Below are 24,056 nucleotides of genomic sequence, written 5' to 3' on the forward strand. Positions count from 1 at the left end.
CTGACCCTTCTCGAGACGTGGGGCAGACGGGGACCGTCCGCCCTCTCGCATGGTGGAGCACGCCGCATGACGACTTCGACACGATGCTCCGGCGACGGCCCTCTCGGCCCCGTGCCGACGATCGTCGGGCGGGCTCGGGTGCGTGCCGGGCGCTCTGGCGAGCAGTCCCGAGTATACGGAGGGGGGTGCGCCGCCGACCGGGGGTTGCGTGGTCGCATATGTCTGCGTCCGATTGGACAAGCGTGCACGCCGGGCCCGGCTCCCGGACGGGCGCATTACACTCGTTCGGGATCATCGAATCGTTAGAGGAGCAATGGACGCAGTCGTGGAGACCACCGCCGTCGAGCGGGACGGGGCGTCGCCGACGACCCTCTCGCGCAAGGTGAAGGCCTTCGTCGCTCTGACGAAGCCGCGCGTGATCGAGCTGCTCCTCGTGGTGACCGCTCCGACGATGATCCTGGCGCAGGGCGGGATCCCGAACCTGCTGCTGGTCCTCAACGTCCTGATCGGCGGCGCCCTGAGCGCCGGGTCGGCGGGCGCGTTCAACTGCTACTTCGACCGCGACATCGACCGGATCATGAACCGGACGAAGAACCGGCCGCTCGTGACCGGGGAGATCTCGGACCGGTCCGCGCTCGTCTTCGCGACCACGATCGGCGTCCTGTCGATCGTCTGGCTCGGCCTCACGGCCAACTGGCTCTCCGCGGGCCTCTCGCTCGCCGCGATCCTGATCTACGTCGTGTTCTACACGCTCTTCCTCAAGCGCCGGACGCCGCAGAACATCGTGTGGGGCGGCATCGCGGGCTGCATGCCGGTGCTGATCGGCTGGGCGGCGGTCACCGGCTCGCTCGACTGGGCCCCCGTCATCCTCTTCTCCGTCATCTTCCTCTGGACGCCGCCGCACTACTGGCCGCTGTCGATGAAGTACCGGGACGACTACCAGGCCGCCGGCGTGCCGATGCTGGCCGTCGTGCGCGGACGCACGATCGTCGGGCTCCAGGTCATCCTCTACGCCTGGGCCACCGTCGCCTGCTCGCTCCTGCTGATCCCCGTCGCCGGAATGGGGGTGCTCTACACGGTGGTCGCGCTCGGCAGCGGAGTCTGGTTCATCGCCGAGACGCACCGCCTCTACAGCCTCGCGATCCGCCACGAGCACGTCTCGCCGATGCGGGTGTTCCACGGGTCCATCGGATACCTCACCCTGCTCTTCCTCGCCGTCGGCATCGACCCGCTGCTGCCCTTCTGATGGTGACGCCGTTCTCCTTGCTCGCCGAGCGGGTGACCCTCGGTCCGCGCGCACTGCGCTGGGGGACCACCGCGGCGCTCGTCGCGAGCATCCTGATCATCTTCTTCGGGGGCGTCGTCCGGCTGACCGGCTCGGGCCTCGGCTGCCCCACCTGGCCGGCATGCGAGCCGGGCTCGCTCACCTCGACCCCCGAGCTCGGGATCCACGGCTTCATCGAGTTCACGAACCGCGCGTTCACCGGCGTCCTCGTGGTCGCGGTGGGCTGGGCGATCACGGCCGCGCGCCTGCAGAAGCCGCGGGACCGCACCATGACCCGGCTCGCCTGGTCGCAGTTCTGGCTCGTCGTCGCGAACGCCCTCGCGGGCGGCGCGACCGTGCACTCGGGCCTCAACCCGTACATCGTGGCCGGGCACTTCGTTCTCGCCATCGCCCTCCTCACCACCACCGCACTGACGTGGCACCGCGCCCACCGCTCGCAGTCCGTGGCCTTCGAGCCGGACCGCGCGACGCGGGGGCTCAGCATCGGGCTCGTCGGCCTGACGCTCCTCGTGATCCTCGTGGGGACCCTCGTGACGGGGACCGGCCCGCACGCCGGCGACTCCGCGGAGGTGCCCCGCATGCAGTTCCACTGGGAGAGCGTGACCGTCGTGCACGGCGTGCTCGGCACAGCGGTGCTCGTCGTGGGCGCCGCGCTGCTCCTGCGCCTGTCGCGGGCGGCGGGCTCGGAGCTCGCCCGGCGGCGCGTGATCGCCTTCCTCGTGGTCGTCGTGCTGCAGGCGCTGGTCGGGGTGGCGCAGTCGCTCACCGCGCTGCCCGAGACGCTCGTCGCGGTGCACCTCCTCGGCTCGGCGCTCATCTGGGTCGGCGCGGTCCGCGTGCTGCTCGACGTGAACCCGAGGCTGTTCACCGTGCGCGCCCAGCGCCGGGACGCCGCCCAGGAGCTCCAGCCCGCCGCCTGACCGCGGGCTCCGGCTCGGCGGAGAGCAGGTGCCGCCGGAGGCGCAGGAGCACGCGGGGGAGCGCCCGCAGCGGGAGGTCGGCCGCGATCGCGCGGGCGAGAGGGCCGAACGCCCGTGCGGGTCCGGCCGGCAGGCGGGCGCCCATCAGTGCGGTCACGAGTCGGGCGGGGATCGGGGTCGATGCGTCGTTCGTCATGGCGGAACCGAATCACGGACCACCGACACCGGTATGGCCATGCGCGTGTGGAGGTGCGCCGCCGGCGCCCGGCCGACACCCAGGTGCGGAGGTTCCGCTGAACGGCGGACGCCGGTAGAATGAGAAGCTGGTCACGGTTCGACGCACCCTGCGCACGTGATCCGCACACGGCCCGATGGAGCGCCGACGCACACCTCCGGAATCCAGGGACGCACATCATCCGCTCCGCGCATCAGATCGATCGCGCGACCGGCCGGAGAGCACCCGCGGGCCACCCCCGGGGGAATGACTCCGGGACCCGACCGGTTAGCAGTGGGTAGGAAACGAGGTACACATGTCAGACATCCTGATCGACCGCCCCGAGCTCGAGAGCCTGGGCGTCTACGAGTTCGGCTGGTCCGACTCGGACTCCGCCGGAGCCTCCGCACGACGCGGCATCTCGCCCGAGGTCGTCTCCGACATCTCCGCGCTCAAGAACGAGCCCGCCTGGATGCGCGACCGCCGCATGAAGGCCCTGAAGCTCTTCGAGCGCAAGCCCATGCCGACGTGGGGCGCCGACCTGTCGGACATCGACTTCGACAACATCAAGTACTTCGTCCGCTCCACCGAGAAGCAGGCGCAGACCTGGGACGACCTCCCGGACGACATCAAGAACACGTACGAGAAGCTCGGCATCCCGGAGGCGGAGCGCCAGCGCCTCGTCGGCGGTGTCGCGGCCCAGTACGAGTCCGAGGTCGTCTACCACCAGATCCGCGAGGACCTGGAGGAGCAGGGCGTCATCTTCATGGACACCGACACGGCGCTGCGCGAGCACCCCGAGATCTTCGAGGAGTACTTCGGCACCGTCATCCCCGCGGGCGACAACAAGTTCGCGGCGCTGAACACCGCGGTCTGGTCCGGCGGCTCCTTCGTGTACGTCCCCAAGGGCGTCCACGTCGACATCCCGCTGCAGGCCTACTTCCGGATCAACACCGAGAACATGGGCCAGTTCGAGCGGACCCTGATCATCGCGGACGAGGACAGCTACGTCCACTACATCGAGGGCTGCACGGCTCCGATCTACAAGTCGGACTCGCTGCACTCGGCCGTGGTCGAGATCATCGTGAAGAAGAACGCCCGCGTGCGCTACACGACGATCCAGAACTGGTCGAACAACGTCTACAACCTCGTCACCAAGCGCGCGATCGCGCACGAGGGCGCGACGATGGAGTGGATCGACGGCAACATCGGCTCGAAGGTCACGATGAAGTACCCGTCGATCTTCCTGGTCGGCGAGCACGCCAAGGGCGAGACCCTCTCCGTCGCGTTCGCGGGCCCCGGCCAGCACCAGGACGCCGGCGCGAAGATGGTCCACATGGCGCCGTACACGCAGTCGTCGATCGTCTCGAAGTCGATCGCCCGCGGCGGCGGTCGCGCCGGATACCGCGGCGAGGTCCGGGTGGACGCGAACGCGCACCACTCGGCGAACACCGTGCGCTGCGACGCCCTCCTGGTCGACACCATCTCGCGCTCCGACACCTACCCGGCGATCGACATCCGTGTCGACGACGTGCAGCTCGGCCACGAGGCGACGGTGTCGAAGGTCAGCGAGGAGCAGCTCTTCTACCTGATGTCGCGCGGCCTGCCGGAGGACGAGGCGATGGCCATGATCGTCCGCGGCTTCATCGAGCCGATCGCGCGCGAGCTGCCCATGGAGTACGCCCTCGAGCTGAACAAGCTCATCGAGATGGGGATGGAGGGCAGCGTCGGTTGACGCCCGCCTCCCCCCTCGAAGGGGCGCCCGGACGGGGCGCCCCGCACCCATCGAAAGGAACCACCGCCAGATGACGGTCCCCACGAGCGCCGCGACCCCCGAGATCGACGGCACGGCCGCCGCTGAGCGCCTGGGCATCAGCGCCCACTCCGACGGGGCGTTCACGCCCGTGCAGACGCGCTCCGAGCGCTTCGCGTCGGCCGACGTCGAGGCCTTCGAGGCCGTCACCGGCCGCGAGATCGCCTGGAAGCTGACGCCCGTCGCGCGCCTCGGTGATCTGATCGACGGCGCGCTGGACGGCTCGCCCGCCCCCCTCGAGCACGCGGCGGTGGACGGTGTGGACGTCTCGTGGGTCGGCCGCGACGACCAGCGGATCGGCACCGCCGGCCTCCCCGAGGACCGCGCCGCCGCGAACGCCTGGTCGAGCTTCGAGAAGGCCCTCGCCGTCCGCGTGACGGGCGAGGACGAGAAGGTCGCCACCCTCGTCCGCTCGGGCCTCGGCTCCGCACCCCGCGCCGCGCACACGATCATCGAGGCGGCGCCCTACGCCCGCGCCGTCGTCGTGTTGCAGAACGAGGGGGAGGCCTCCCTCGCGGAGAACGTGGAGATCCTCGTCGGCGAGGGCGCGCAGCTCACCGTCGTCACCGTGCAGGAGTGGGCGGACGACGCCCGGCACCTGGCCAACCACTTCGTGCGGGTCGGACGCGACGCGAAGGTGAAGCACATCGTGGTCACGCTCGGCGGCTCCATCGTCCGGGTGAACCCCTCGGCGCACCTCGTCGAGCGCGGAGCGGACGGCGAGCTCTTCGGTCTGTACTTCGCCGACGGCGGCCAGCACCTCGAGCAGCAGGTGTACGTCGACCACGACGCCCCCGACACCCGCAGCCGCGTGACCTACAAGGGCGCTCTGCAGGGCGAGGGCGCGCGCACCGTCTGGATCGGCGACGTCCTGATCCGCAACAGCGCCACCGGCACCGACAGCTACGAGCAGAACCGCAACCTGGTCCTCTCGGACGGCACGCGCGCCGACTCCATCCCGAACCTCGAGATCGAGACCGGTGACATCGCCGGAGCGGGGCACGCCTCGGCGACCGGCCGCTTCGACGACGAGCAGCTCTTCTACCTGCAGTCCCGCGGGATCCGCGAGGACGAGGCGCGACGCCTGGTCGTGCGCGGGTTCCTCAGCGAGATCGTGCAGCAGATCAAGGTCGCCGAGCTCGAGGACCGCCTGCAGCTCGCGATCGAGGCGGAGCTCGCCGGGAGCGCCGGCCAGACCGGCTCCTCCCGCGGAGCGGCGGTCAGCGCATGAGCAACGCCGCGATGATCTGCTCGGTCTCCGAGCTGATCCCCAACCAGGCCATGCGGGTCGAGGTCGACGGAGTCGCGATCGCGGTCGTGCAGGACTCCGCCGGCGAGATCCACGCCATCGGCGACACCTGCACCCACGGCGAGATCTCGCTCTCCGAGGGCTTCGTCGAGGGCGACAGCCTCGAGTGCTGGGCGCACGGCTCCCAGTTCTCCCTCCGCACCGGCACCCCGCTGAACCTCCCGGCCTACGAGCCGGTCCCCGTCTTCGTCGTCGAGATCATCGACGGCGACGTCTACATCGACCCGACCGTCACGAAGGAAGTCTGAATGTCCGTTCTCCAGATCAGCGATCTCCACGTCAGTGTCGAGACCGAGCAGGGGACCAAGCAGATCCTCCGCGGTGTCGATCTCACCATCAAACAGGGTGAGATCCACGCGATCATGGGCCCCAACGGGTCCGGCAAGTCCACCCTCGCGTACACGATCGCGGGACACCCCAAGTACCACGTCGACGGCGGCTCGATCACCCTCGACGGCGTCGAGGTCCTCGACATGTCCGTCGACGAGCGCGCCCGCGCGGGCCTCTTCCTCGCCATGCAGTACCCGGTCGAGATCCCCGGTGTGACCAACACCAACTTCCTCCGCACCGCCAAGACCGCGATCGCCGGAGAGGCGCCCGCCATCCGCACGTGGACGAAGGACGTCAAGTCGGCGATGGCGAACCTCCGCATGGACTCGTCCTTCGCGGCGCGCAACGTCAACGAGGGCTTCTCGGGCGGCGAGAAGAAGCGCAACGAGATCCTCCAGCTCGAGCTGCTCGCCCCGCAGTTCGCCGTCCTCGACGAGACCGACTCCGGCCTCGACGTCGACGCGCTCAAGATCGTGTCGGAGGGCGTCAACCGCGCCCACCAGAGCACCGGTCTCGGCGTGCTGCTGATCACGCACTACACGCGGATCCTCCGCTACATCCAGCCCGACTTCGTCCACGTCTTCGTCGCCGGCCGCGTCGCCGAGCAGGGCGGCAAGGAGCTCGCCACCCGGCTCGAGGACGAGGGCTACGACCGCTTCCTGACCTCGGCGACGGTCTGATCATGGCGGTCACCACTCTCGAGCCGAAGCTCTTCGACCAGGTCGAGGAAGCCCTCAAGGACGTCATGGACCCCGAGCTCGGGGTCAACGTGGTCGACCTGGGCCTCATCTACGACCTGGGCTGGGACGACGAGAACGACGCCCTCGTCATCCACATGACCCTCACCTCGGCGGGCTGCCCGCTGACCGACGTGCTCGAGGAGCAGACCGCCGAGTCGCTCGACGGCATCGTCGAGGCGTTCCGGATCAACTGGGTCTGGATGCCGCCGTGGGGTCCCGACCGGATCACCGAGGACGGGCGCGACATGATGCGCGCACTCGGCTTCTCGATCTAACCGCTGCACACCGACGCCGAAGGGCCGGGAGGAGTCGTCCTCCCGGCCCTTCGGCGTTCCTGTCGTCTTCAGCCTGTCGCAGTCCGTCGTGGAGTCGGAACGGCCGGGCGGGACGGCTCCGGAGTCCGGGGCCGTCGTCGTCCCCGCCGGTCGAGTCGGTGGAGGTGCCCACCGAGGTCGAGCAGGAGGACCGGGCGGCTCGACCTCTGCCGGACGCCGAAGGGCCGGGAGGAATCGTCCTCCCGGCCCTTCGGCGTCCGTGCGACCGCTCAGCGCGAGCGGCGCGAGAGCATCGCCCAGGTGGTGGGGAGCAGCGCGGCGGCGACCAGCGCCTTGAGCGCGTCGCCGACCAGGAAGGGTGCGAGTCCCGCGGAGAGGACGGAGCCGAGGTCGGCGGGCAGCCCCAGCGAGGCGAGGGCGGCGGCCAGCCAGGGCAGACCGACGAGGTAGATGGTGGCGGTGCCGGCGAGGAAGGTCACCAGCGTGCCGAGGACGCGACGGTCCCACTGCCGCTGGGCGAGCCACCCGGTGACGATCGACGCGAGGACGAAGCCGACGATGTAGCCGCCGGTGGGGCCCGCGAGGACCGCCCAGCCGTGCGAGCCCTCGGTGAAGACCGGGGCGCCGAGAGCGCCGACGAGCGCGTACACGAGCATGGAGAGCGCGCCGCGGAGTGCGCCGAGCGTCGTGCCGACCAGGAGGACCGCGAAGGTCTGGCCCGTGAAGGGGACCGGCCACATCGGGATGAACAGCTGCGCCATCGCTGCGGTGAGACCTGCACCCGCGAGCACCAGCAGGGCGTCGGTCGCGACGGAGCGGGTGACGAGCCGGTCGGCGAGGACCGGGCGCGGGAGGGCGGAAGAGGAAGGGGACATGGGTGATCTCCGAGAGTCCTGGTCGCCCGAGAGCGAGGAGCGAGCGCGTCCGCGGTGAGCGGACGTGGATCCGCCCCGCGGCTCAGGAAATATACTAGGGGGCTGCCGCATCGCGGCCCCTTGCCCCACTCCTCCCGAACCGAACGCCATTTCTTGGCGGGAACGGACAGCACTGTGCTCAGCGTGCACGACCTCGAACTCCGAGTCGGCGCCCGACTCCTGATGGAGAACGTCTCCTTCCGGGTGGGCGACGGCGACAAGGTCGGCCTCGTCGGCCGCAACGGGGCGGGGAAGACGACGCTGACCAAGGTCCTCGCGGGCGACCTCATCGCCTCGAAGGGCACGGTCGACCGCGGCGGCGAGATCGGCTACCTCCCTCAGGACCCGCGCTCCGGCGACCCGGAGGAGCTCGCGCGCACCCGCATCCTCGACGCCCGCGGGCTGGGGCAGCTGGTGCTCGGCATGCAGGAGGCGACGGTCGCGATGTCGAGCAGCGACACCTCCGTGAGCGAGGCCGGCATGAAGAAGTACGGCAACCTCACGGACCGCTTCCTCTCCCTCGGCGGATACGCGGCTGAGGCGGAGGCCGCGTCGATCGCGAGCAACCTCAACCTCCCCGACCGGATCCTCGACCAGCCGCTCAAGACGCTCTCCGGTGGCCAGCGGCGCCGCATCGAGCTCGCGCGCATCCTCTTCTCCGACGCGAGCACGCTGATCCTCGACGAGCCGACGAACCACCTCGACGCCGACTCCGTCGTCTGGCTCCGCGAGTTCCTCAAGAACTACCGCGGCGGCTTCATCGTGATCAGCCACGACATCGAGCTGGTCGGCGAGACCGTGAACCGCGTCTTCTACCTCGACGCCAACCGCCAGGTCATCGACGTCTACAACATGAACTGGAAGAACTACCAGCGCCAGCGCGCCGCCGACGAGGAGCGCCGCAAGAAGGAGCGGGTCAACGTCGAGAAGAAGGCCGGCGCCCTCCAGCTGCAGGCCGCCAAGTTCGGCGCGAAGGCCTCGAAGGCCGCAGCGGCGCACCAGATGGTCGCGCGTGCCGAGCGCATGCTCAGCGGGCTCGAGGAGGTCCGCGCGGTCGACCGCGTCGCGAAGCTCCGGTTCCCGACCCCGTCCGCCTGCGGTCGCACCCCTCTGCAGGCTCAGAACCTGTCGAAGAGCTACGGCTCGCTCGAGATCTTCACCGCCGTCGACCTCGCGATCGACCGCGGCTCCAAGGTCGTCATCCTGGGGCTCAACGGAGCGGGCAAGACGACGCTCCTGCGCATCCTGGGCGGCGTGGACCAGCCCGACACCGGAGTGATCGAGGCCGGGCACGGCCTCCGGATCGGCTACTACGCGCAGGAGCACGAGACGATCGACGTCAAGCGCTCGGTGCTCGAGAACATGGTCTCCTCCAGCCCGAACCTCACCGAGACCGAGGCCCGCCGGGTCCTGGGCTCGTTCCTGTTCACCGGGGACGACTCGCACAAGCCGGCCGGGGTCCTCTCCGGCGGGGAGAAGACCCGTCTCGCCCTGGCGATGATCGTGGTCTCGGGCGCGAACGTTCTCCTGCTCGACGAGCCCACCAACAACCTCGATCCCGCGAGCCGCGAGGAGATCCTCGACGCGCTCGCGCACTACGAGGGCGCGGTCGTCCTGGTCAGCCACGACGAGGGAGCCGTCGAGGCGCTGAACCCCGAGCGCGTCCTGATCATGCCGGAGGGCACCGAGGACCACTGGGCGGCCGACTACCTCGACCTGATCACGCTCGCCTAGCGGGCGTCGAGCAGCTCGTCCTCGACCTCGGAGTCGCTGCGGCCGCGGCGTCGGCGGCGCTCCTCGCGCCGCTCCTCGGCCGCCACGACCTCGGGGTCGTCTGCGTTGCGGATTCGGTACTCGTGGCGGATCGCCCAGCCGAGCCCGCCGAAGCCCATGACGGCGAACAGCACCCACTGGATGGCGTAGCTGATGTGCAGGCCCTCGTCGGCGACCGGCTTGATCGCGGCCAGCGGTGGAGCGTCGACCGGCGCCGGCGCCTCGGCGACCAGCAGGCCGTACGCCGAGGTCCGCAGGGGCTCGTCCAGCTGCGTCGACAGGTCGTCGAGCTGGATCGTGGCGATCTGGCCGGCCGGTGCGGAGCGTCCGTCGATCCGTCCCTCCGCGGGCTTCAGGCGGGCGACGACGGTCACCTCCCCCTCGGGCGGCGCGGGGATCGCGTCGGGGGAGTCCTGGGTCGAGCCGACGGGGACCCAGCCGCGGTCGACGACGAACACGCTGCCGTCGTCGAGCCGCAGCGGCGTCAGGATCTCGAAGCCGGGGTTGCCGTTGTAGGGCCGGTTGCGGACGAGGGTCTGCCCCTCCGTCTCGTAGACGCCGGTGACCTCGACCGGGCGGTACTCGAGCGCGTCGTCCCACGTGGAGTCGGCGGGGAGCAGCCCGTCGAGCGCGACCGGGTCGGCGGTCCAGTTCGCGGTGACCAGCCGGTTGGTCGAGGCGGCCTGGTCGAGCCGCGCGACCTGCCAGCGCGAGAGCAGCACGCAGGCGACGGCGAAGACGATCGCGAGCGCGAGATAGCCGAACCAGCGCCGCGAGAAGACGAAGCGCCAGGAGGGACGGGGCGCGTCGCCGCTCATCGTTCCGCTCCGCGGTCGACCGTGTAGAGCGGCTTCACCTCGAGCGGGAAGTCGCGGGCGAGGAGGAACTCGCGCAGGAACTCCAGGTGCTCGCCGCAGGCCAGCCAGGTCTTCCGACGGTCCTCCGCGTGGATCCTCGGGTTCCGCCACTCGATCGCGAACGTCGCCGTCCGCGGGCAGCCCGCTCGGGAGCAGGCGTGCGCGTCGGGGACCCGGCCGAGCGGGATCACGGCCGGTCTCCCCGCGGGTCGCCGCCCTCGGGGCCGGTCGGCGCCTCGGAGTCGGGGGCGGGGGGCGGCGGGACCGGCCGGGAGAGGACGATCGCACCCGGCCGCTCGACGTTGCCGCGCTCGCCCGCACTGCCGACGTTGGCCAGCACGACGGCGAAGTAGGGCAGGACCACGGCGCCGATGGCGAAGAACAGCAGCCACCAGCCGTGGGCGAAGAGCAGGCAGATGACGCAGAGCATTCTGATGCCCATGGCGATCGAGTACTTGATCGCGCGGGAGCGCCGCTCGGCGCTCGGCGACGGCGGTAGGGAGGTGAGTGTCTCGCGTGGTTTCACAGCCCTGCAAGCCTACGTCGCGGCGGGCGGGTGCAGGCCGGGAGGGCCTCATCCCGGAATCTGTTGCGCGACGCGCCTCTAGGATGTACGGGTCGCCCGGCGCCGCACGAGCGCCGGCAGGAGGGACACCATGACCACGCCGCGCACCGTCCTCGTCACCGGGGGCAACCGGGGGATCGGCTTCGCCATCGCCCAGGAGTTCGTGGCCGCCGGTCACCGGGTCGCCGTGACCGCGCGCTCGGGATCCGGTCCGGAGGGCTCTCTCACCGTCGTCGCGGACGTGACCGACGCCGCCTCCATCGACGCCGCGTTCACGCAGGTCGAGGCGGAGCTGGGCCCGGTCGAGATCCTGGTGGCGAACGCGGGCATCACCCGCGACACCCTGCTGCTGCGCATGACGGAGGAGGACTTCACGTCCGTCGTCGACACGAACCTCACCGGGGCGTTCCGCGTCGTCAAGCGCGCATCGAAGGGGATGCTCAAGCAGCGCTTCGGCCGCGTCGTCCTCATCTCCAGCGTGGTCGGCCTCTACGGGTCGCCGGGCCAGATCAACTACTCCTCGTCGAAGGCCGCCCTCGTGGGCTTCGCCCGCTCGCTGACCCGCGAGCTCGGCGCCCGCAACATCACCGCCAACGTCGTCGCTCCCGGCTTCATCGAGACCGACATGACCGCCGAGCTCTCGCCGGAGCAGCAGGCGGAGTACCGGAAGAGCATCCCGCTCGCCCGCTACGGCACCGCTGCCGAGGTCGCGAAGGTCACGCGCTGGCTGGCCGGTGACGAGGCGGCGTACATCTCGGGTGCCGTGATCCCGGTCGACGGCGGCCTCGGGATGGGCCACTGACCGATAAGCCCTGGGCTTATATCCGGCGGATATAAGCTCTAAGCTTATGCGATGACCTCCTCCGATGTCGTCGCCGTGCTCCTGGACCTGGTGACCTCCCGCTCCCTCGTCGACCGCGCGGGTGCTCAGCGCGAGATCGAGCGGGGCTTCGCCGAGGTGGAGGCCGCGGTCCCGGCGATCCAGCCCCTGCACCCGACGGTCGGCGACGAGTTCCAGGCGATCTACCCCTCCGTCCACGCCGCGCTCCGGGCGACGCTGCAGGCGCGCCTCTCGCTCCCGGCCGGCGTCGACTGCCGCGCGGGCATCGGCCTGGGCGAGGTGCGGGTGGTCGGGTCGGGGATCGCCGGGGACCTCGAGGACGGGTCCGGCTGGTGGCGCGCGCGCGAGGCCATCGATCGCGCCCACGCGCTCGAGGACGGTGCCGTGCCCACGGCCCGCGGATGGTTCGTCGCCGGGGACGCCGACGGGGACTCCGGCGAGGCGGCCGTCAACGCCTACCTCCTCTCCCGCGACGCGCTGGTCGGAGCGCTCAGCGCGCGCGATCGCCGACTCGTGCTGGGGAGCCTGCGCGGAGCGTCGCAGAAGGAGCTGGGCGAGCAGGAGTCGATCTCGCAGCCCGCCGTCTCGCAGGCGCTGCGGCGCGCGGGAGCGGGCGCCCTCCTCGCCGGCGCGCGCCTGCTGGAGGAGACGTGCTGACGGCGCTGCTGCTCGCCGTGATCGGCCTCGGCGACCTCGCGCGCACGCACCTCCGCCGCCGTGCGGCCCTCCTCGCGATCCCCGTGCTCGCCGCCGCAGCCGTGACCGCAGCGCTCCTCGTCGGAGCCCCGCCGCTCGGTGCGGCGATCGTCGTCGTCCTGGCCGGAGCCTGGCTGCTGACGACCACGACCGTCGAGAACGCGCGGCCGCCCGGGGGTCTGCGTCCGGCCGTCGCCCTCGTCGCGGCGGTCCTGGTGCTGACCGCTGTCGACCGCGCCGCCGGCGTCCCGACGAGGCCGCTCGCGCCGACCACCGTCGCGAGCACGCTCCCTCCGATCGAGCAGCTCGCTCTGGCGGTCGGAGCCGGGCTCTTCCTGCTGGAGAGCGGCAACGTGATCGTGCGGGCGGCGCTGTTCCGCGAGCTCCCGCAGGCCGAGCCCGCGCCGCGTCCGCGCTGGAGCGAGCGGTTCGCGCGTCGGGAGCCGGCCGACGCCCGCCTGCCGGACCTCCAGGGCGGGCGCACGATCGGACCGCTGGAGCGGCTGCTGATCGCCGGTCTCACGCTCGCCGGAGCGATCGGCCTCGCCGGTGCCGTGCTCGCGGCCAAGGGGATCGTGCGCTTCCCCGAGATCTCCCGCGACGGCGGCAGCGGCGAGAAGGCGGAGTACTTCCTGGTGGGCTCGCTCGTCAGCTGGGCGCTGGCGCTCGGCTGCGCCGGACTCGTCGCGATCGCGGGCCGCTGACCTCCCTGAGGCCGGGGGAGGCGGGCCTCAGCCGCGGAGGCCGAGGACAGGCAGCAGCTGCGACAGGTCGAGGCCGCCGACGACGAGGTCGGCGCGCTCGCGCACCAGGGGCTTGGCGTTGAAGGCGACCGCGAGGGAGGCGACCGCCATCATCTCCAGGTCGTTCGCACCGTCGCCGACGGCGATCGTGCGCTGCGGCGGGACGCCCGAGACCGCCGCCCACTCGCGGAGCGCCTCCGCCTTGGCCGCGGCGTCGATGACCGCCCCGTCGACCGCTCCGGTCAGCAGGCCGTCCCCGCAGCAGAGGCGGTTGGCCCGGACGAAGTCGAGGCCGAGCGCACCGGCGACCGGGTCGAGGACCTCGTGGAACCCTCCGGACACCACACCGATGCGGCCGCCGGCGGCGTGGACGCCGGCCACGAGCTCGGCGGCGCCGGGCGTGACGCGGACGCCCGAGCTCACACCGGGGAGCACCGACTCCGGGACCCCGGCGAGAGTGGCGACCCGCTCGCGGAGACTCTCGCCGAAGTCGAGCTCGCCGCGCATCGCCCGCTCCGTGACGGCGGCGACGCGCTCCTCGGAGCCGGCGTGCACCGCGAGGAGCTCGATCACCTCGTCCTGGAGGAGGGTGGAGTCCGCGTCGAGGACGACGAGGAAGCGGGCAGGCGTCGCAGGACGCTCACTCATGGGCCGGTCCGATCGGTCGGGTGGGCGCGCCGGGGCGCAGAGCTCGACCCGCGGGGGTGCTACGGGTGGACGACGACGCCCTTGCCGACGACGGTGATGCCCGACTCGGTGACGGTGAACCCGCGCTCGCGATCGCGGTCGTGGTCCACGCCGACTCGAGCACCGGGCTCGACGACGACGTCCTTGTCGAGGATAGCGCGGACGACCAGCGCGTCCGGGCCGATGCGGACCTTGTCGAAGACCACCGAGTCGGTGACCGTCGCGTTCGACTCGATGACCGTCCAGGGCCCGACGACGCTGCGCTCGATGTGCGCGCCCGAGATCACGGTGCCGAGCGAGACGACCGAGTCGACCGTCGATCCCATGTTGCCCTTGCCGTCGCGGACGATCTTGGCCGGAGGGGAGTTCAGCTGCGACGAGAAGATCGGCCACTGCTGGTTGTAGAGGTTGAAGACCGGCAGCGCCGAGATGAGGTCCTGGTGGGCCTCGAAGAAGGAGTCGATGGTGCCGACGTCCCGCCAGTAGTAGCGGTCGCGGTCGGTCGAGCCGGGGACGTCGTTGAGCTTGAGGTCGTAGACGCCGGCCTCGCCGCGCGCGACGAAGTCGGGGATGATGTCGCCGCCCATGTCGTGGTCCGACGTGGAGGACTCGCCGTCGCGGATGACCGCGTCGATCAGGGCGTCCGCGTCGAAGACGTAGTTGCCCATCGAGGCGAGGACTTCGTGCGGGGAGTCGGCCAGGCCGACGGCGTCCTTGGGCTTCTCGAGGAACTCGGAGATCATCGTCGGGACGATGCCGTCGCCCGCCTCGTCACCGGCGAGCTGGATGACGCCGAACTGGTCCGCGAGCTCGATCGGCTGGCGGATGGCCGCGACGGTCGCCTTCGCACCGGACTTGATGTGCGCGTCGATCATCTGCGAGAAGTCCATGCGGTAGACGTGGTCGGCGCCGACCACGACGACGATGTCGGGCTTCTCGTCGCGGATCAGGTTGAGGCTCTGCAGGATCGCGTCGGCCGAGCCGCTGAACCAGCGCTTGCCCAGGCGCTGCTGCGCGGGGACCGAGGCGACGTAGGAGTTCAGGAGCCCGGAGAGGCGCCAGGTCTGCGAGACGTGGCGGTCGAGCGAGTGCGACTTGTACTGCGTCAGCACGACGATCTGAGTGAGACCGGAGTTGATCAGGTTGGACAGCGCGAAGTCGATCAGCCGGTACTGCCCGCCGAACGGCACCGCGGGCTTGGCCCGGTCCGCCGTGAGGGGCATGAGGCGCTTTCCCTCGCCGCCGGCGAGGACGATGCCGAAGATCTTCTTTGACTGCATGGCACCACAGTAGGGGCTCGGGCTTCCCCGTGGACCCCGGCTGTCGCCGGGGGAGCGCCCTGTACTACGGTTCGGGGGTGCGAGTCGATCTGCTGACCAAGGAATACCCGCCCGAGGTGTACGGGGGAGCCGGTGTCCACGTGGCCGAGCTCACCAAAGCGCTGCGCAGCGACCTGGAGGTCGTGGTGCGCTGCTTCGGCGCGCCGCGCGAGGAGGAGGGCACGTTCGCGTACTCCGTCCCCGCGGAGCTCGCCGAGGCGAACGGCGCGCTGCAGACCCTCGGGGTCGACCTGCAGATCGCGCAGGACGCGGCGGGGGCCGACCTGGTCCACTCCCACACCTGGTACGCCAACGCCGCGGGGCGTCTCGCCCAGCTCCTGCACGGCATCCCGCACGTGGTCTCGGCGCACAGCCTCGAGCCGCTGCGTCCGTGGAAGGCCGAGCAGCTCGGCGGCGGCTACCGCGTCTCGAGCTGGATCGAGCGGGAGGCGTACGAGAACGCCGACGCCGTGATCGCGGTGTCCGGCGGCATGCGCGAGGACATCCTCCGCTCCTACCCGGCCCTGGACCCGGCGAAGGTCCACGTGGTCTACAACGGCATCGACCTCGACGCCTGGCACCCGGTCGAGGACGAGGCCGTCCTCGCCGAGCTGGGCATCGACCCCTCGCGCCCCTCCGTGGTCTTCGTCGGCCGCATCACGCGGCAGAAGGGCCTGCCCTACCTGCTCCGCGCTGCAGCGACCCTGCCTCCCGAGGTGCAGCTCGTGCTCTGCGCGGGCGCCCCCGACACCCCCGAGATCATGGCCGAGGTCACCTCCCTCGTCCGCAGCCTCCAGGAGGAGCGCACCGGCGTCGTCTGGATCGACCGGCATCTGCCGCGCCACCAGCTCTCCGCGGTCCTGACGAACGCGACCACGTTCGTCTGCCCCTCGATCTACGAGCCCCTCGGCATCGTCAACCTCGAGGCGATGGCCTGCGGTGCGGCGGTCGTCGGAACGGCGACCGGCGGCATCCCGGAGGTCGTCGACGACGGCGTGACCGGCCGTCTCGTCCCGATCGAGCAGGTCACCGACGGCACCGGCACCCCCGTGGACCCGGAGCGCTACGTCGCCGACCTGGCCGCCGCCCTCGCCGAGGTCGTCGCCGACCCGGAGACGGCGAAGCGGATGGGCGCCGCGGGCCGCGAGCGCGCGCAGAGCCACTTCAGCTGGACGCAGATCGCGCGGGACACCCGGGCGATCTACGACTCGCTCGTCTGAGCCTCCCGGCCGTCTCCTTTAGAATGGCTCCCATGCCCAGCGTTGTCTCGTTCGTCGATGTGTCCTTCGTCCGGAACGGCAAGCGGATCCTCGACCACGTGTCGTGGGACGTGGCCGAGGACGAGCGCTGGGTGATCCTCGGCCCCAACGGGGCGGGCAAGACCTCGATCCTGCAGATCGCGGCCGCGCAGAACTACCCCTCGACCGGTGCCGCGCACCTGCTCGAGGAGACCCTCGGCCGGGTCGACGTGTTCGAGCTGCGCCCGCGCATCGGCTACGCCTCGACCGCGATGGCCCGCCGCCTCCCGGCGGGTGAGAGCGTGCTCGACGTCGTGATGACCGCCGCCTACGCCGTCACCGGCCGCTGGAACGAGGGCTACGACGCGATCGACGAGCGCCGCGCCCGCCGCGTGCTGTCCGAGTGGAAGCTCGAGCACCTCGCCGAGCGCACCTTCGGGACGCTCTCGGACGGCGAGCAGAAGCGCGTCCAGATCGCCCGCGCGATCATGACCGACCCCGAGCTGCTTCTGCTCGACGAGCCGGCCGCGAGCCTCGACCTCGGCGCCCGCGAGGAGCTCGTCCAGCTGCTGGGCGGCTTCGCGAAGGACCCGGCGTCGCCCGCGATCGTGATGGTGACCCACCACGTCGAGGAGATCCCCGACGGCTTCACCCACGCCCTGCTCCTCCGCGACGGAGCGGTGGTGGCGGCGGGCCCGCTGGCCGAGTCCCTGACCGAGGCGACGCTCGCCGAGACCTTCGGGCTCGACATCGCTCTCACCCGCGAGAACGGGCGCTTCTCGGCCCGCGCCCGCGGCTGACCCCGGCTCCGGGGTCGGGGCGCGGCGCGACTTCTGCGCGCGCTGCCGGTCTGGTATTCTCGGTAGCTGGTTCGGGCCCGTTCGCGGTGCGCCCGCCCTCATCCACCCGTTCCCGTCGACGACAGGTGCGGTTCAGGACCATCGACGACAGGACACGACCATGAAGACCGACATCCACCCCGAGTACTCCGCGATCGTCTTCCGCGACCTCGCGTCCGGTGAGACCTTCCTCACGCGCTCGACCGCGAAGAGCAGCAAGACGATCGAGCTCGACGGCGTGACCTACCCCGTCATCGACGTCGAGATCTCCTCCGCCTCGCACCCGTTCTACACGGGCAAGCAGCGCATCATGGACTCGGCCGGCCGCGTCGAGAAGTTCAACAGCCGCTACAAGAACTTCGGCAAGTAGCACTCCTCGAAGGGCCCTCGACCTCACGGTCGGGGGCCCTTCGTCGTTCCCGCGGGGCGGTCCTCAGTAGCGGTAGAAGCCCTCTCCGGTGGCCGTTCCGAGGCGGCCGCGATCGAGGTACTCCGTCTTCAGGTGGGCGGCGAACGCCTGGGAGGCCTCGTCCGGGGCCGCGGCGGCGATGTTGTAGGCGGTCCGCAGACCGACGACGTCGAAGATCTGGAAGGGTCCGAGAGGGGCGCCGGTGCCGATCCTCCAGGTCTTGTCGATGGTCTCGTGGTCGGCGTAGCCGCCCATGAGCAGACCCGACGCCGCGTTGAGGAGCGGCACCAGCAGCGAGTTCAGGACGTAGCCGGCCTTCTCCTTCTGCAGCCTGATGGGCTCGAGGCCGCTGGAGACGGCGAACTCCACGACGGCGTCGACCACGGCGGGGTCCGTGTCCGCCGTTCCCATGATCTCGGCCGTGTTCTGCGCCCAGACGTGGTTGGCGTAGTGCAGCGCGAGGAACCGGTCGGGTCGGCCGGTCGAGGCCTTCAGGTCGCTGGGGAGCAGCGTGGACGAGTTGGTCGCGAAGACCGTGCGCTCGGGAGCGAGCGCACCCAGGCGGCCGTACAGCTCCTGCTTCAGGCCCAGGTCCTCGGGGACGGCCTCGATCACGAGGTCGGCGTCGGCGACAGCCTCCGCGAGGTCGGAGGTGAGGCGGAGGGAGTCGAGCGCCTCCTGCGGTCCGCCGGCGACGCCGCCGGGCACCGACTCGTAGACGCCCGCGAGACCGCGGAGCCGCTCGCGCGCCGACTCGAGGACGTCGTCGGAGAGGTCGTAGACGGTGACGGCGAAGCCGTGGAAGGACGACTGGAAGGCGATCTGGGAGCCGAGCACTCCGCTGCCGAGGACGGTGACCGTGCGGATCGTGGGCATGACTTCTCCTTGCGAGAGGGGGGAGGGGGAACACGTGCTCACCCGATCCCACAGCGCCGCGGTCCGCGGAGCGAGGGCTTGCGCCGACGGGCGGGCCGTGGCCGTCGGGGAGCCGGCGCGGTAGCGTCCCGGCATGGTGTCCTTCGCCGACAAGCCGATCCTGCCGTTCACGACTCCTGAAGAGTGGGACGCCTATCTCCGCGGCGAGCCCGACCCGGACGGAGTCCGGCTGAAGCTGCGGAAGAAGGCCGCCGTCGATCCGGGGATCACCTACGCCGAGGCGCTCGACATCGCGCTCTGCCACGGCTGGATCGACGGTCAGGCGGGAGCCTTCGACGAGCAGTTCAAGCTCCAGGCCTTCACGCCGCGGCGTCGCGCGAGCCCGTGGTCCAAGGTCAACCGCGATCATGTCGCACGGCTGCTGGCTGAGGGTCGGATGCTGCCGGGCGGGCTGGCCGAGGTCGAGCGGGCACGCGACGACGGGCGCTGGGACGCGGCCTACCGGCAGCGCGATGCGGAGGTGCCGGACGACTTCCAGCGGGCGCTCGACGCGGATCCGCAGGCCCTGGCCTTCTTCGCGACCGTCGGCGGGCAGAAGCGCTTCGCGTTCCTCTTCCGCCTCTCGCAGCTGAAGCGGGCGGCGACGCGGGAGCGGCGGATCGCGGAGTACGTGGCGCTCCTGCGCGAGGGGCGCACGCTGACCTGAGGGGTCAGTGGCGGACCGGCCAGCCCCCGTCGGCGACGAAGGACTCGTCGCGGACGCGGCGCATGTACTCCTGGAAGGACTCGGCCTGGGTGCGGCACCAGTCGACCTGGAGCGCGTGCAGGGCCTCCGCGCCGACTCCGAGCTCGTCGGCGAAGGCGCGGCCCAGCGCCTGGGCGACCCGACCCGCCGCGATCGCGTCCGCGCCCGCGTCGTGCGCCTCGGTGAGGGCGACGCCGTAGTGCTCGGCGGCGAGGGTCAGGGTGCGCTTGCCCTTGCGGTAGCGGTCCACCGCCTTGTCGATCACGAGCGGATCGACGACGGGGCTCGGGTCGAGCAGCACGGGCACGCCCCAGCGGCGCGCCTCGTGGGCGAGAAGCGAGAGGTCGTAGGGGGCGTTGTAGACGACGACCGGGATGCCGCGGGCGAGGAGCGAGCGCAGCGCCTCGGAGATCTCGGCCACGACCTCGCCGGCGGGGCGGCCGTGCGCGCGGGCGTGCTCGGTGCTGATCCCGTGGACGGCGGAGGCGCCGGCCGGGATCTCGACCCCGGGATCGGCGAGCCAGGTCGTGCCCTCGATCGGCTCGCCCGCCGCGTCGATCACGCCGACGTGCGCGGTGACGATGCGGCTCGTGCGGACGTCGATGCCGGTGGTCTCGAGGTCGAACACGGCCAGCAGATCGAACCACCGCGCCCCTTCGGAGGGGACGAGCTCCTGCTCGGCGTCGTCGAACAGCATCGGCTCGGTCTGCGTCTCGGTCGTTCCGGTGGTGCTCACGCCGACAGCCTAAAGGGGGCCTCCGACATCGGCCGGAGGCCCCTCGGCGTGCTGCCGGGTCAGCGGACCTCGTGCGCCTTGGCGACGTGGAGCCAGAAGAAGCCCTGCGTGCCGAGTGTCATCGTCAGCGTGCCGTCGTCCGAGAATCCGGGGAAGCGGCCGCCGCCGAACAGGTCGCTGAGCGTCGATCCGGGGTTCTCCGGGTCCGTGATCGTGACCGAGACCGGGTTGTGGTTGAAGCTGAAGACGCAGAGCACCTCCTCGGGCTGGTCGCCCATCTCGGAGCCCGAGCCGGCGTAGTCCCGCACGAAGGCGAGCACCGACTCGTGGTCCGTCTCGAGGACGCGCATCGACCCGAGGCCGAACGCCGGGTGGCCGCGGCGCACGTGCAGGACGTTCCGCATCCAGTGCAGCAGGGAGCGGGACTGCGCCAGCTGCGCCTCCACGTTGACCTGGTTGTAGTGGTAGACGAGCGACTGGACGATCGGCTGCACGAGCTTGCCGGGGTCGGCGGCCGAGAAGCCGGCGTTGCGGTCGGGCGTCCACTGCATCGGCGTGCGCGACGCGTCGCGGTCGTTGAGCCAGATGTTGTCGCCCATGCCGATCTCGTCGCCGTAGTACAGGAACGGGCTGCCGGCGAGGGAGAAGAGCAGGGCGTTGATCAGCTCGAGCTCGGCACGCGAGTTGTCCAGCAGCGGCGCGAGCCTGCGGCGGATGCCGATGTTCGAGCGCATCCGCGGGTCGTAGGCGTACCAGCCGTACATGGCCTGGCGGTACTCCTCGGACACCATCTCGAGCGTGAGCTCGTCGTGGTTGCGGAGGAACACGCCCCAGGCGGCGCCGCTGGGGATGTCGAACGTCTCGGAGAGCACCTTCTTCAGCTCGTTCGCCGTCTGCGCGCGGAGGGAGTAGAAGATGCGCGGCATGACCGGGAAGTCGAACGCCATGTGGCACTCGGGCTCCTCCTCGGTGCCGAAGAACGCGGCGACCTCCCGCGGCCACTGGTTCGCCTCGGCGATCAGGATGCGGCCGGGGTAGTCGCGGTCGACCATGGTGCGGAGGTTCTTGATGAACTCGTGGGTGGGCGGCTCGCCCTCTCCGTTGCCCTCGTCGGACTCGTAGAGGTAGGGGATCGCGTCGAGCCGGATGCCGTCGACGCCGAGGTCGAGCCAGAACTTGACCACGTCGTGGATCGCCTCGTGCACGGCGGGGTTCTCGAAGTTGAGGTCCGGCTGGTGGGAGAAGAAGCGGTGGAAGTAGAACTGGCGGCGCTCGGCGTCGAAGGCCCAGTTCGAGTCCTCGGTGTCGACGAAGATGATGCGGATGTCCGGCCACTTGTCGTCGGTGTCGTTCCAGACGTAGAAGTCGCCGTAGGGACCCTCGGGGTCGGAGCGGGACTGCTGGAACCACTCGTGCTGGTCGCTGGTGTGGTTGAGCGGGAAGTCCATCACGATGCGCATGTTGCGCTCGTGGGCCTTCCGGACGAGGTCGCGGAAGTCCTCCATCGTGCCGAACTCGGGGAGGATCGCCTTGAAGTCGGAGACGTCGTAGCCGCCGTCGCGCAGAGGCGACATGTAGAACGGCGGGAGCCAGAGGGCGTCGATGCCGAGCCACTGCAGGTAGTCGAGCTTGGAGGCGAGCCCGTTGATGTCGCCGGCGCCGTCGCCGTTGGAGTCGTAGTACGACCGGATCATCACCTCGTAGAACACCGCCCGGCGGTACCACTGGGGGTCGAGGGCGAGTCCGGGGAGTTGGATCGGCGACGTGAAGCTCACGGTGCTCCTTCTGCTGCTGCCTGAGCGGATGACCGTCTCGCGAGACGGGTGGGCGGTGCGCCGTGTTGCGAGCGCGTGATCATGCTCCCGGCTCGGATCGAGGCCACGCAAGGCGTTGCGGCCAGATCTTCGACGGGCTTTCCCTACGATAAGGAACGCGATGACCACTCCCTCCCCCTACGCCTCCGATCTCGGCCGTGTCCCCGTCCGCGAGGCCGCGGTGGACGTCGCCGGATCCCGCACCGCCTACTGGACCTACGGCGCTCCGGACGCCTCGACCGTCCTCGTGCTGGTGCACGGGTTCCGCGGCGAGCACCACGGCCTCGAGCCCGTCGTCGCCCGTCTGCTCGCCGGGGGAGCGGACGTGCGGGTCGTCGCTCCCGACCTGCCCGGCTTCGGCGCCTCGACCCCGATGACGCGCCTGCCGCACGACGTGGACGGCTACGCCTCCTGGCTCGGCTCCTTCCTCGACACGCTGGGGCTCCGCGGCGAGGCGGCCGTCCTCGGCCACTCCTTCGGCTCGATCGTCGCGGCCGCGGCCGTCGCCGACGGGCTGCCCGCTCCGCTCCTGGTGCTGGTCAACCCGATCGGCGCGCCCGCCCTGCAGGGTCCCCGCGGCGTCCTGACCAGGCTCGCCGTCCTCTACTACCGGCTCGGCGCGCTCCTGCCGGGGCCCCTCGGACGCCGCCTGCTCAGCGACCCGTTGATCGTGCGGGCGATGAGCCTGGCGATGGTGAAGACGAAGGAGCCGGCGCTGCGACGCTTCGTGCACGACCAGCACGACCGCTACTTCAGCGCCTTCGCCTCCCGCGACACGGTCCTCGAGGCGTTCCGCGCCTCCGTCTCGCACGACGTCGGCGAGTACGCCTCCCGGATCCGGGTGCCGACGCAGCTGATCGCCGCGGCGCAGGACGACATCACTCCGCTCTCGGCGCAGTACCGCCTGCTCGAGAGGCTGCCGCACGCCCGCCTGCACGTCATCGACGGAGTCGGCCACCTGATCCACTACGAGACGCCGGACGAGGCCGCCGCCGTGCTGCGGACGGCCCTCGAGGAGGGGATCGACCGATGAGGATCGTCGTCGACTGCCGGTACACCCGGCTCGAGCGGCACGACGGGATCAGCCGCTACACCGCGGAGCTCGTCCGCGAGCTCGCGAAGCTGCACGACGTGACCATGCTGATCAGCGACCGCCGCCAGCTCGCGATGCTCCCGTCGCTCCCGTGGGAGCGCGTGACCGGGCCGACCAGCCCGTTCGAGCCGTTCGTCGCGCTGCTGGTGAACCGGCTGCGGCCCGACGTGGTCTTCTCGCCGATGCAGACCATGGGCTCGCTCGGCCGCCGCTACCGGCTCGTCCTGACCGTGCACGACCTCATCTACTACCGCCACCGCACTCCGCCGCGCGACCTGGCCGCTCCCGTGCGCGCGCTCTGGCGGCTCTACCACCTCGCCTGGTGGCCGCAGCGGAGGCTCCTTCAGCGCGCCGACGCGGTCGTCACCGTCTCGGAGACCACCCGCGACCTGATCCGCTCCCACCGCCTCACCACCCGGCCGGTGGTCGTCGTCCCGAACGCGGCGACCGAGCCCGACGAGGCGAGCGCCGCTCTGGCGGGATCGCTGCCCGACCGGTCGGCCGGGCGCTCGCTCGTCTACATGGGCTCGTTCATGCCCTACAAGAACGTCGAGACGCTCGCGCGCGCGATGCGGCTTCTGCCCGACTACGAGCTGCACCTGATGAGCCGGGCGAGCGACGAGACCGTCGAGACGCTCCGGGCCCTGGCGCCGACCGCGAAGCTGGTGTTCCACCAGGGGGCGCCGGACGCGGAGTACCGCGCGGTGCTCGCGCGGGCGACCGCTCTCGTGACGGCGAGCAGGGACGAGGGCTTCGGGATCCCGCTGGTCGAGGCGATGGCGCTCGGGACGCCGGTCGTGGTGAGCGACATCCCGATCTTCCGCGAGATCGCCCAGGACGCCGCCGTGTACGTCGACCCGTCGAGCGCGAAGGGCATCGCGGACGGCGTGCGATCGCTCGAGGACGGCGCCGTGTGGCGGACGCACTCGGCCCGGGCGAGGGAGCGGGCCGCGGCCTTCTCCTGGCGCGACTCCGCCCGGGTGCTCTTCGGGCTCCTGCACGACCTCGGCCGGCGCTGACGCGGG

Annotated in this window: 26 protein-coding genes; 17 read left to right on the forward strand and 9 right to left on the reverse strand. The window is 71.0% G+C overall.

The genetic code is table 11. The features are described 5' to 3' along the window. The first annotated feature begins 313 nt into the window (after window positions 1-313). From GSU40_RS07635 to GSU40_RS07665, 7 genes are all read left to right on the forward strand, one after another. The gene (locus tag GSU40_RS07635; RefSeq protein WP_104232635.1) at window positions 314-1,246 is read left to right on the forward strand and encodes a heme o synthase; all 933 of its coding nucleotides are present in this window, start codon (window positions 314-316) and stop codon (window positions 1,244-1,246) included. Continuing rightward, the gene (locus GSU40_RS07640) at window positions 1,246-2,205 is read left to right on the forward strand and encodes a COX15/CtaA family protein (RefSeq protein ID WP_160034302.1); all 960 of its coding nucleotides are present in this window, start codon (window positions 1,246-1,248) and stop codon (window positions 2,203-2,205) included. The genes GSU40_RS07635 and GSU40_RS07640 overlap by 1 nt, the downstream gene beginning before the upstream one ends. Before the next feature lie 530 nt (window positions 2,206-2,735). Continuing rightward, window positions 2,736-4,154 (forward strand): Fe-S cluster assembly protein SufB, encoded by a 1,419-nt coding sequence (gene sufB, locus GSU40_RS07645; RefSeq protein WP_104221933.1) that lies wholly within the window; start codon window positions 2,736-2,738, stop codon window positions 4,152-4,154. Between the two features lie 70 nt (window positions 4,155-4,224). Then, window positions 4,225-5,463, forward strand: coding sequence for a Fe-S cluster assembly protein SufD (sufD, locus tag GSU40_RS07650; RefSeq protein WP_160034304.1), 1,239 nt, complete (start codon window positions 4,225-4,227; stop codon window positions 5,461-5,463). Further along, window positions 5,460-5,789 carry a non-heme iron oxygenase ferredoxin subunit gene (locus GSU40_RS07655; RefSeq protein WP_077222834.1) on the forward strand — a complete coding sequence of 110 codons (330 nt, stop codon included), beginning with the start codon at window positions 5,460-5,462 and terminating at the stop codon, window positions 5,787-5,789. Before sufD ends, GSU40_RS07655 begins: the two co-directional genes overlap by 4 nt. Beyond that, window positions 5,790-6,551 (forward strand): Fe-S cluster assembly ATPase SufC, encoded by a 762-nt coding sequence (sufC, locus tag GSU40_RS07660; RefSeq protein ID WP_160034306.1) that lies wholly within the window; start codon window positions 5,790-5,792, stop codon window positions 6,549-6,551. A 2-nt stretch (window positions 6,552-6,553) separates the two neighbouring features. Beyond that, window positions 6,554-6,886 carry a metal-sulfur cluster assembly factor gene (locus GSU40_RS07665; RefSeq protein ID WP_104221939.1) on the forward strand — a complete coding sequence of 111 codons (333 nt, stop codon included), beginning with the start codon at window positions 6,554-6,556 and terminating at the stop codon, window positions 6,884-6,886. A gap of 269 nt (window positions 6,887-7,155) precedes the next feature. Here GSU40_RS07665 and GSU40_RS07670 read toward each other — a convergent pair whose 3' ends face one another. After that, window positions 7,156-7,761, reverse strand: coding sequence for a biotin transporter BioY (locus tag GSU40_RS07670; RefSeq protein WP_160034308.1), 606 nt, complete (start codon window positions 7,759-7,761; stop codon window positions 7,156-7,158). 174 nt (window positions 7,762-7,935) lie between these two features. Between GSU40_RS07670 and GSU40_RS07675 the strand changes: the two genes are divergently transcribed. Further along, on the forward strand, window positions 7,936-9,534 hold the full coding sequence (locus tag GSU40_RS07675) for an ABC-F family ATP-binding cassette domain-containing protein (RefSeq protein WP_104221943.1): 1,599 nt from the start codon (window positions 7,936-7,938) through the stop codon (window positions 9,532-9,534). On the opposite strand, the gene GSU40_RS07680 is transcribed toward GSU40_RS07675, so the two are convergent. From GSU40_RS07680 to GSU40_RS07690, 3 genes are read right to left on the reverse strand one after another with little or no spacing between them, the layout of a single operon-like run. Continuing rightward, a complete protein-coding gene (locus tag GSU40_RS07680) occupies window positions 9,531-10,391 on the reverse strand; it encodes an SURF1 family protein (protein WP_160034310.1) in 861 nt (286 codons plus the stop codon). The two genes, GSU40_RS07675 and GSU40_RS07680, sit on opposite strands and share 4 nt — an antisense overlap. Further along, on the reverse strand, window positions 10,388-10,621 hold the full coding sequence (locus GSU40_RS07685) for a hypothetical protein (protein WP_104225286.1): 234 nt from the start codon (window positions 10,619-10,621) through the stop codon (window positions 10,388-10,390). The genes GSU40_RS07680 and GSU40_RS07685 overlap by 4 nt, the downstream gene beginning before the upstream one ends. Further along, window positions 10,618-10,956 carry a DUF3099 domain-containing protein gene (locus GSU40_RS07690; RefSeq protein ID WP_104221949.1) on the reverse strand — a complete coding sequence of 113 codons (339 nt, stop codon included), beginning with the start codon at window positions 10,954-10,956 and terminating at the stop codon, window positions 10,618-10,620. Before GSU40_RS07690 ends, GSU40_RS07685 begins: the two co-directional genes overlap by 4 nt. 130 nt (window positions 10,957-11,086) lie before the next feature. Between GSU40_RS07690 and GSU40_RS07695 the strand changes: the two genes are divergently transcribed. Genes GSU40_RS07695 through GSU40_RS07705 form a run of 3 tightly spaced genes read left to right on the forward strand, consistent with a single transcriptional unit; the run spans window position 11,087 to window position 13,236 of the window. Continuing rightward, complete coding sequence (locus GSU40_RS07695; protein ID WP_104225284.1) at window positions 11,087-11,797, forward strand: beta-ketoacyl-ACP reductase; 711 nt, start codon at window positions 11,087-11,089, stop codon at window positions 11,795-11,797. Window positions 11,798-11,848: 51 nt separating this feature from the next. Further along, window positions 11,849-12,493, forward strand: coding sequence for a SatD family protein (locus GSU40_RS07700; RefSeq protein ID WP_104221954.1), 645 nt, complete (start codon window positions 11,849-11,851; stop codon window positions 12,491-12,493). Beyond that, window positions 12,487-13,236: a hypothetical protein gene (locus GSU40_RS07705; RefSeq protein WP_160034312.1), complete on the forward strand. Its 750-nt coding sequence runs from the start codon at window positions 12,487-12,489 to the stop codon at window positions 13,234-13,236. Before GSU40_RS07700 ends, GSU40_RS07705 begins: the two co-directional genes overlap by 7 nt. 27 nt (window positions 13,237-13,263) lie before the next feature. Here the strand turns inward: GSU40_RS07705 and serB are convergent, their stop codons facing one another. Both serB and GSU40_RS07715 read right to left on the reverse strand, forming a co-directional pair. Continuing rightward, window positions 13,264-13,923, reverse strand: coding sequence for a phosphoserine phosphatase SerB (gene serB, locus GSU40_RS07710; RefSeq protein WP_104246808.1), 660 nt, complete (start codon window positions 13,921-13,923; stop codon window positions 13,264-13,266). 59 nt (window positions 13,924-13,982) lie between these two features. Continuing rightward, window positions 13,983-15,242: a glucose-1-phosphate adenylyltransferase gene (locus GSU40_RS07715; protein ID WP_160034314.1), complete on the reverse strand. Its 1,260-nt coding sequence runs from the start codon at window positions 15,240-15,242 to the stop codon at window positions 13,983-13,985. 77 nt (window positions 15,243-15,319) lie between these two features. On the opposite strand from GSU40_RS07715, the gene glgA reads away from it, so the two are divergent. From glgA to GSU40_RS07730, 3 genes are all read left to right on the forward strand, one after another. Beyond that, window positions 15,320-16,501 carry a glycogen synthase gene (gene glgA / locus GSU40_RS07720; protein WP_104225282.1) on the forward strand — a complete coding sequence of 394 codons (1,182 nt, stop codon included), beginning with the start codon at window positions 15,320-15,322 and terminating at the stop codon, window positions 16,499-16,501. A 32-nt stretch (window positions 16,502-16,533) separates the two neighbouring features. Continuing rightward, window positions 16,534-17,319, forward strand: coding sequence for an ABC transporter ATP-binding protein (locus tag GSU40_RS07725; protein WP_104221964.1), 786 nt, complete (start codon window positions 16,534-16,536; stop codon window positions 17,317-17,319). A 160-nt stretch (window positions 17,320-17,479) separates the two neighbouring features. Continuing rightward, window positions 17,480-17,728 (forward strand): type B 50S ribosomal protein L31, encoded by a 249-nt coding sequence (locus GSU40_RS07730; RefSeq protein WP_068253003.1) that lies wholly within the window; start codon window positions 17,480-17,482, stop codon window positions 17,726-17,728. 63 nt (window positions 17,729-17,791) lie between these two features. On the opposite strand, the gene GSU40_RS07735 is transcribed toward GSU40_RS07730, so the two are convergent. Continuing rightward, window positions 17,792-18,643, reverse strand: coding sequence for a 3-hydroxyacyl-CoA dehydrogenase (locus GSU40_RS07735; protein WP_104287902.1), 852 nt, complete (start codon window positions 18,641-18,643; stop codon window positions 17,792-17,794). Window positions 18,644-18,776: 133 nt separating this feature from the next. Between GSU40_RS07735 and GSU40_RS07740 the strand changes: the two genes are divergently transcribed. After that, window positions 18,777-19,349 carry a YdeI/OmpD-associated family protein gene (locus GSU40_RS07740; protein ID WP_160034316.1) on the forward strand — a complete coding sequence of 191 codons (573 nt, stop codon included), beginning with the start codon at window positions 18,777-18,779 and terminating at the stop codon, window positions 19,347-19,349. A 4-nt stretch (window positions 19,350-19,353) separates the two neighbouring features. Here the strand turns inward: GSU40_RS07740 and GSU40_RS07745 are convergent, their stop codons facing one another. Then, the gene (locus GSU40_RS07745; RefSeq protein ID WP_104222136.1) at window positions 19,354-20,085 is read right to left on the reverse strand and encodes a 3'-5' exonuclease; all 732 of its coding nucleotides are present in this window, start codon (window positions 20,083-20,085) and stop codon (window positions 19,354-19,356) included. Window positions 20,086-20,183: 98 nt separating this feature from the next. Then, window positions 20,184-21,899, reverse strand: a complete 1,716-nt coding sequence (gene treS, locus GSU40_RS07750) for a maltose alpha-D-glucosyltransferase (RefSeq protein WP_160034318.1) — start codon at window positions 21,897-21,899, stop codon at window positions 20,184-20,186. 160 nt (window positions 21,900-22,059) lie between these two features. Here treS and GSU40_RS07755 point away from each other — a divergent pair, with 160 nt between their 5' ends. After that, window positions 22,060-22,971 (forward strand): alpha/beta hydrolase, encoded by a 912-nt coding sequence (locus tag GSU40_RS07755; RefSeq protein WP_160034320.1) that lies wholly within the window; start codon window positions 22,060-22,062, stop codon window positions 22,969-22,971. Further along, window positions 22,968-24,050 carry a glycosyltransferase family 1 protein gene (locus GSU40_RS07760; protein ID WP_104232622.1) on the forward strand — a complete coding sequence of 361 codons (1,083 nt, stop codon included), beginning with the start codon at window positions 22,968-22,970 and terminating at the stop codon, window positions 24,048-24,050. The genes GSU40_RS07755 and GSU40_RS07760 overlap by 4 nt, the downstream gene beginning before the upstream one ends. Window positions 24,051-24,056 lie beyond the last annotated feature (6 nt).

It is taken from the genome of Rathayibacter sp. VKM Ac-2805 (assembly GCF_009834265.1).
Lineage (GTDB): Bacteria > Actinomycetota > Actinomycetes > Actinomycetales > Microbacteriaceae > Rathayibacter.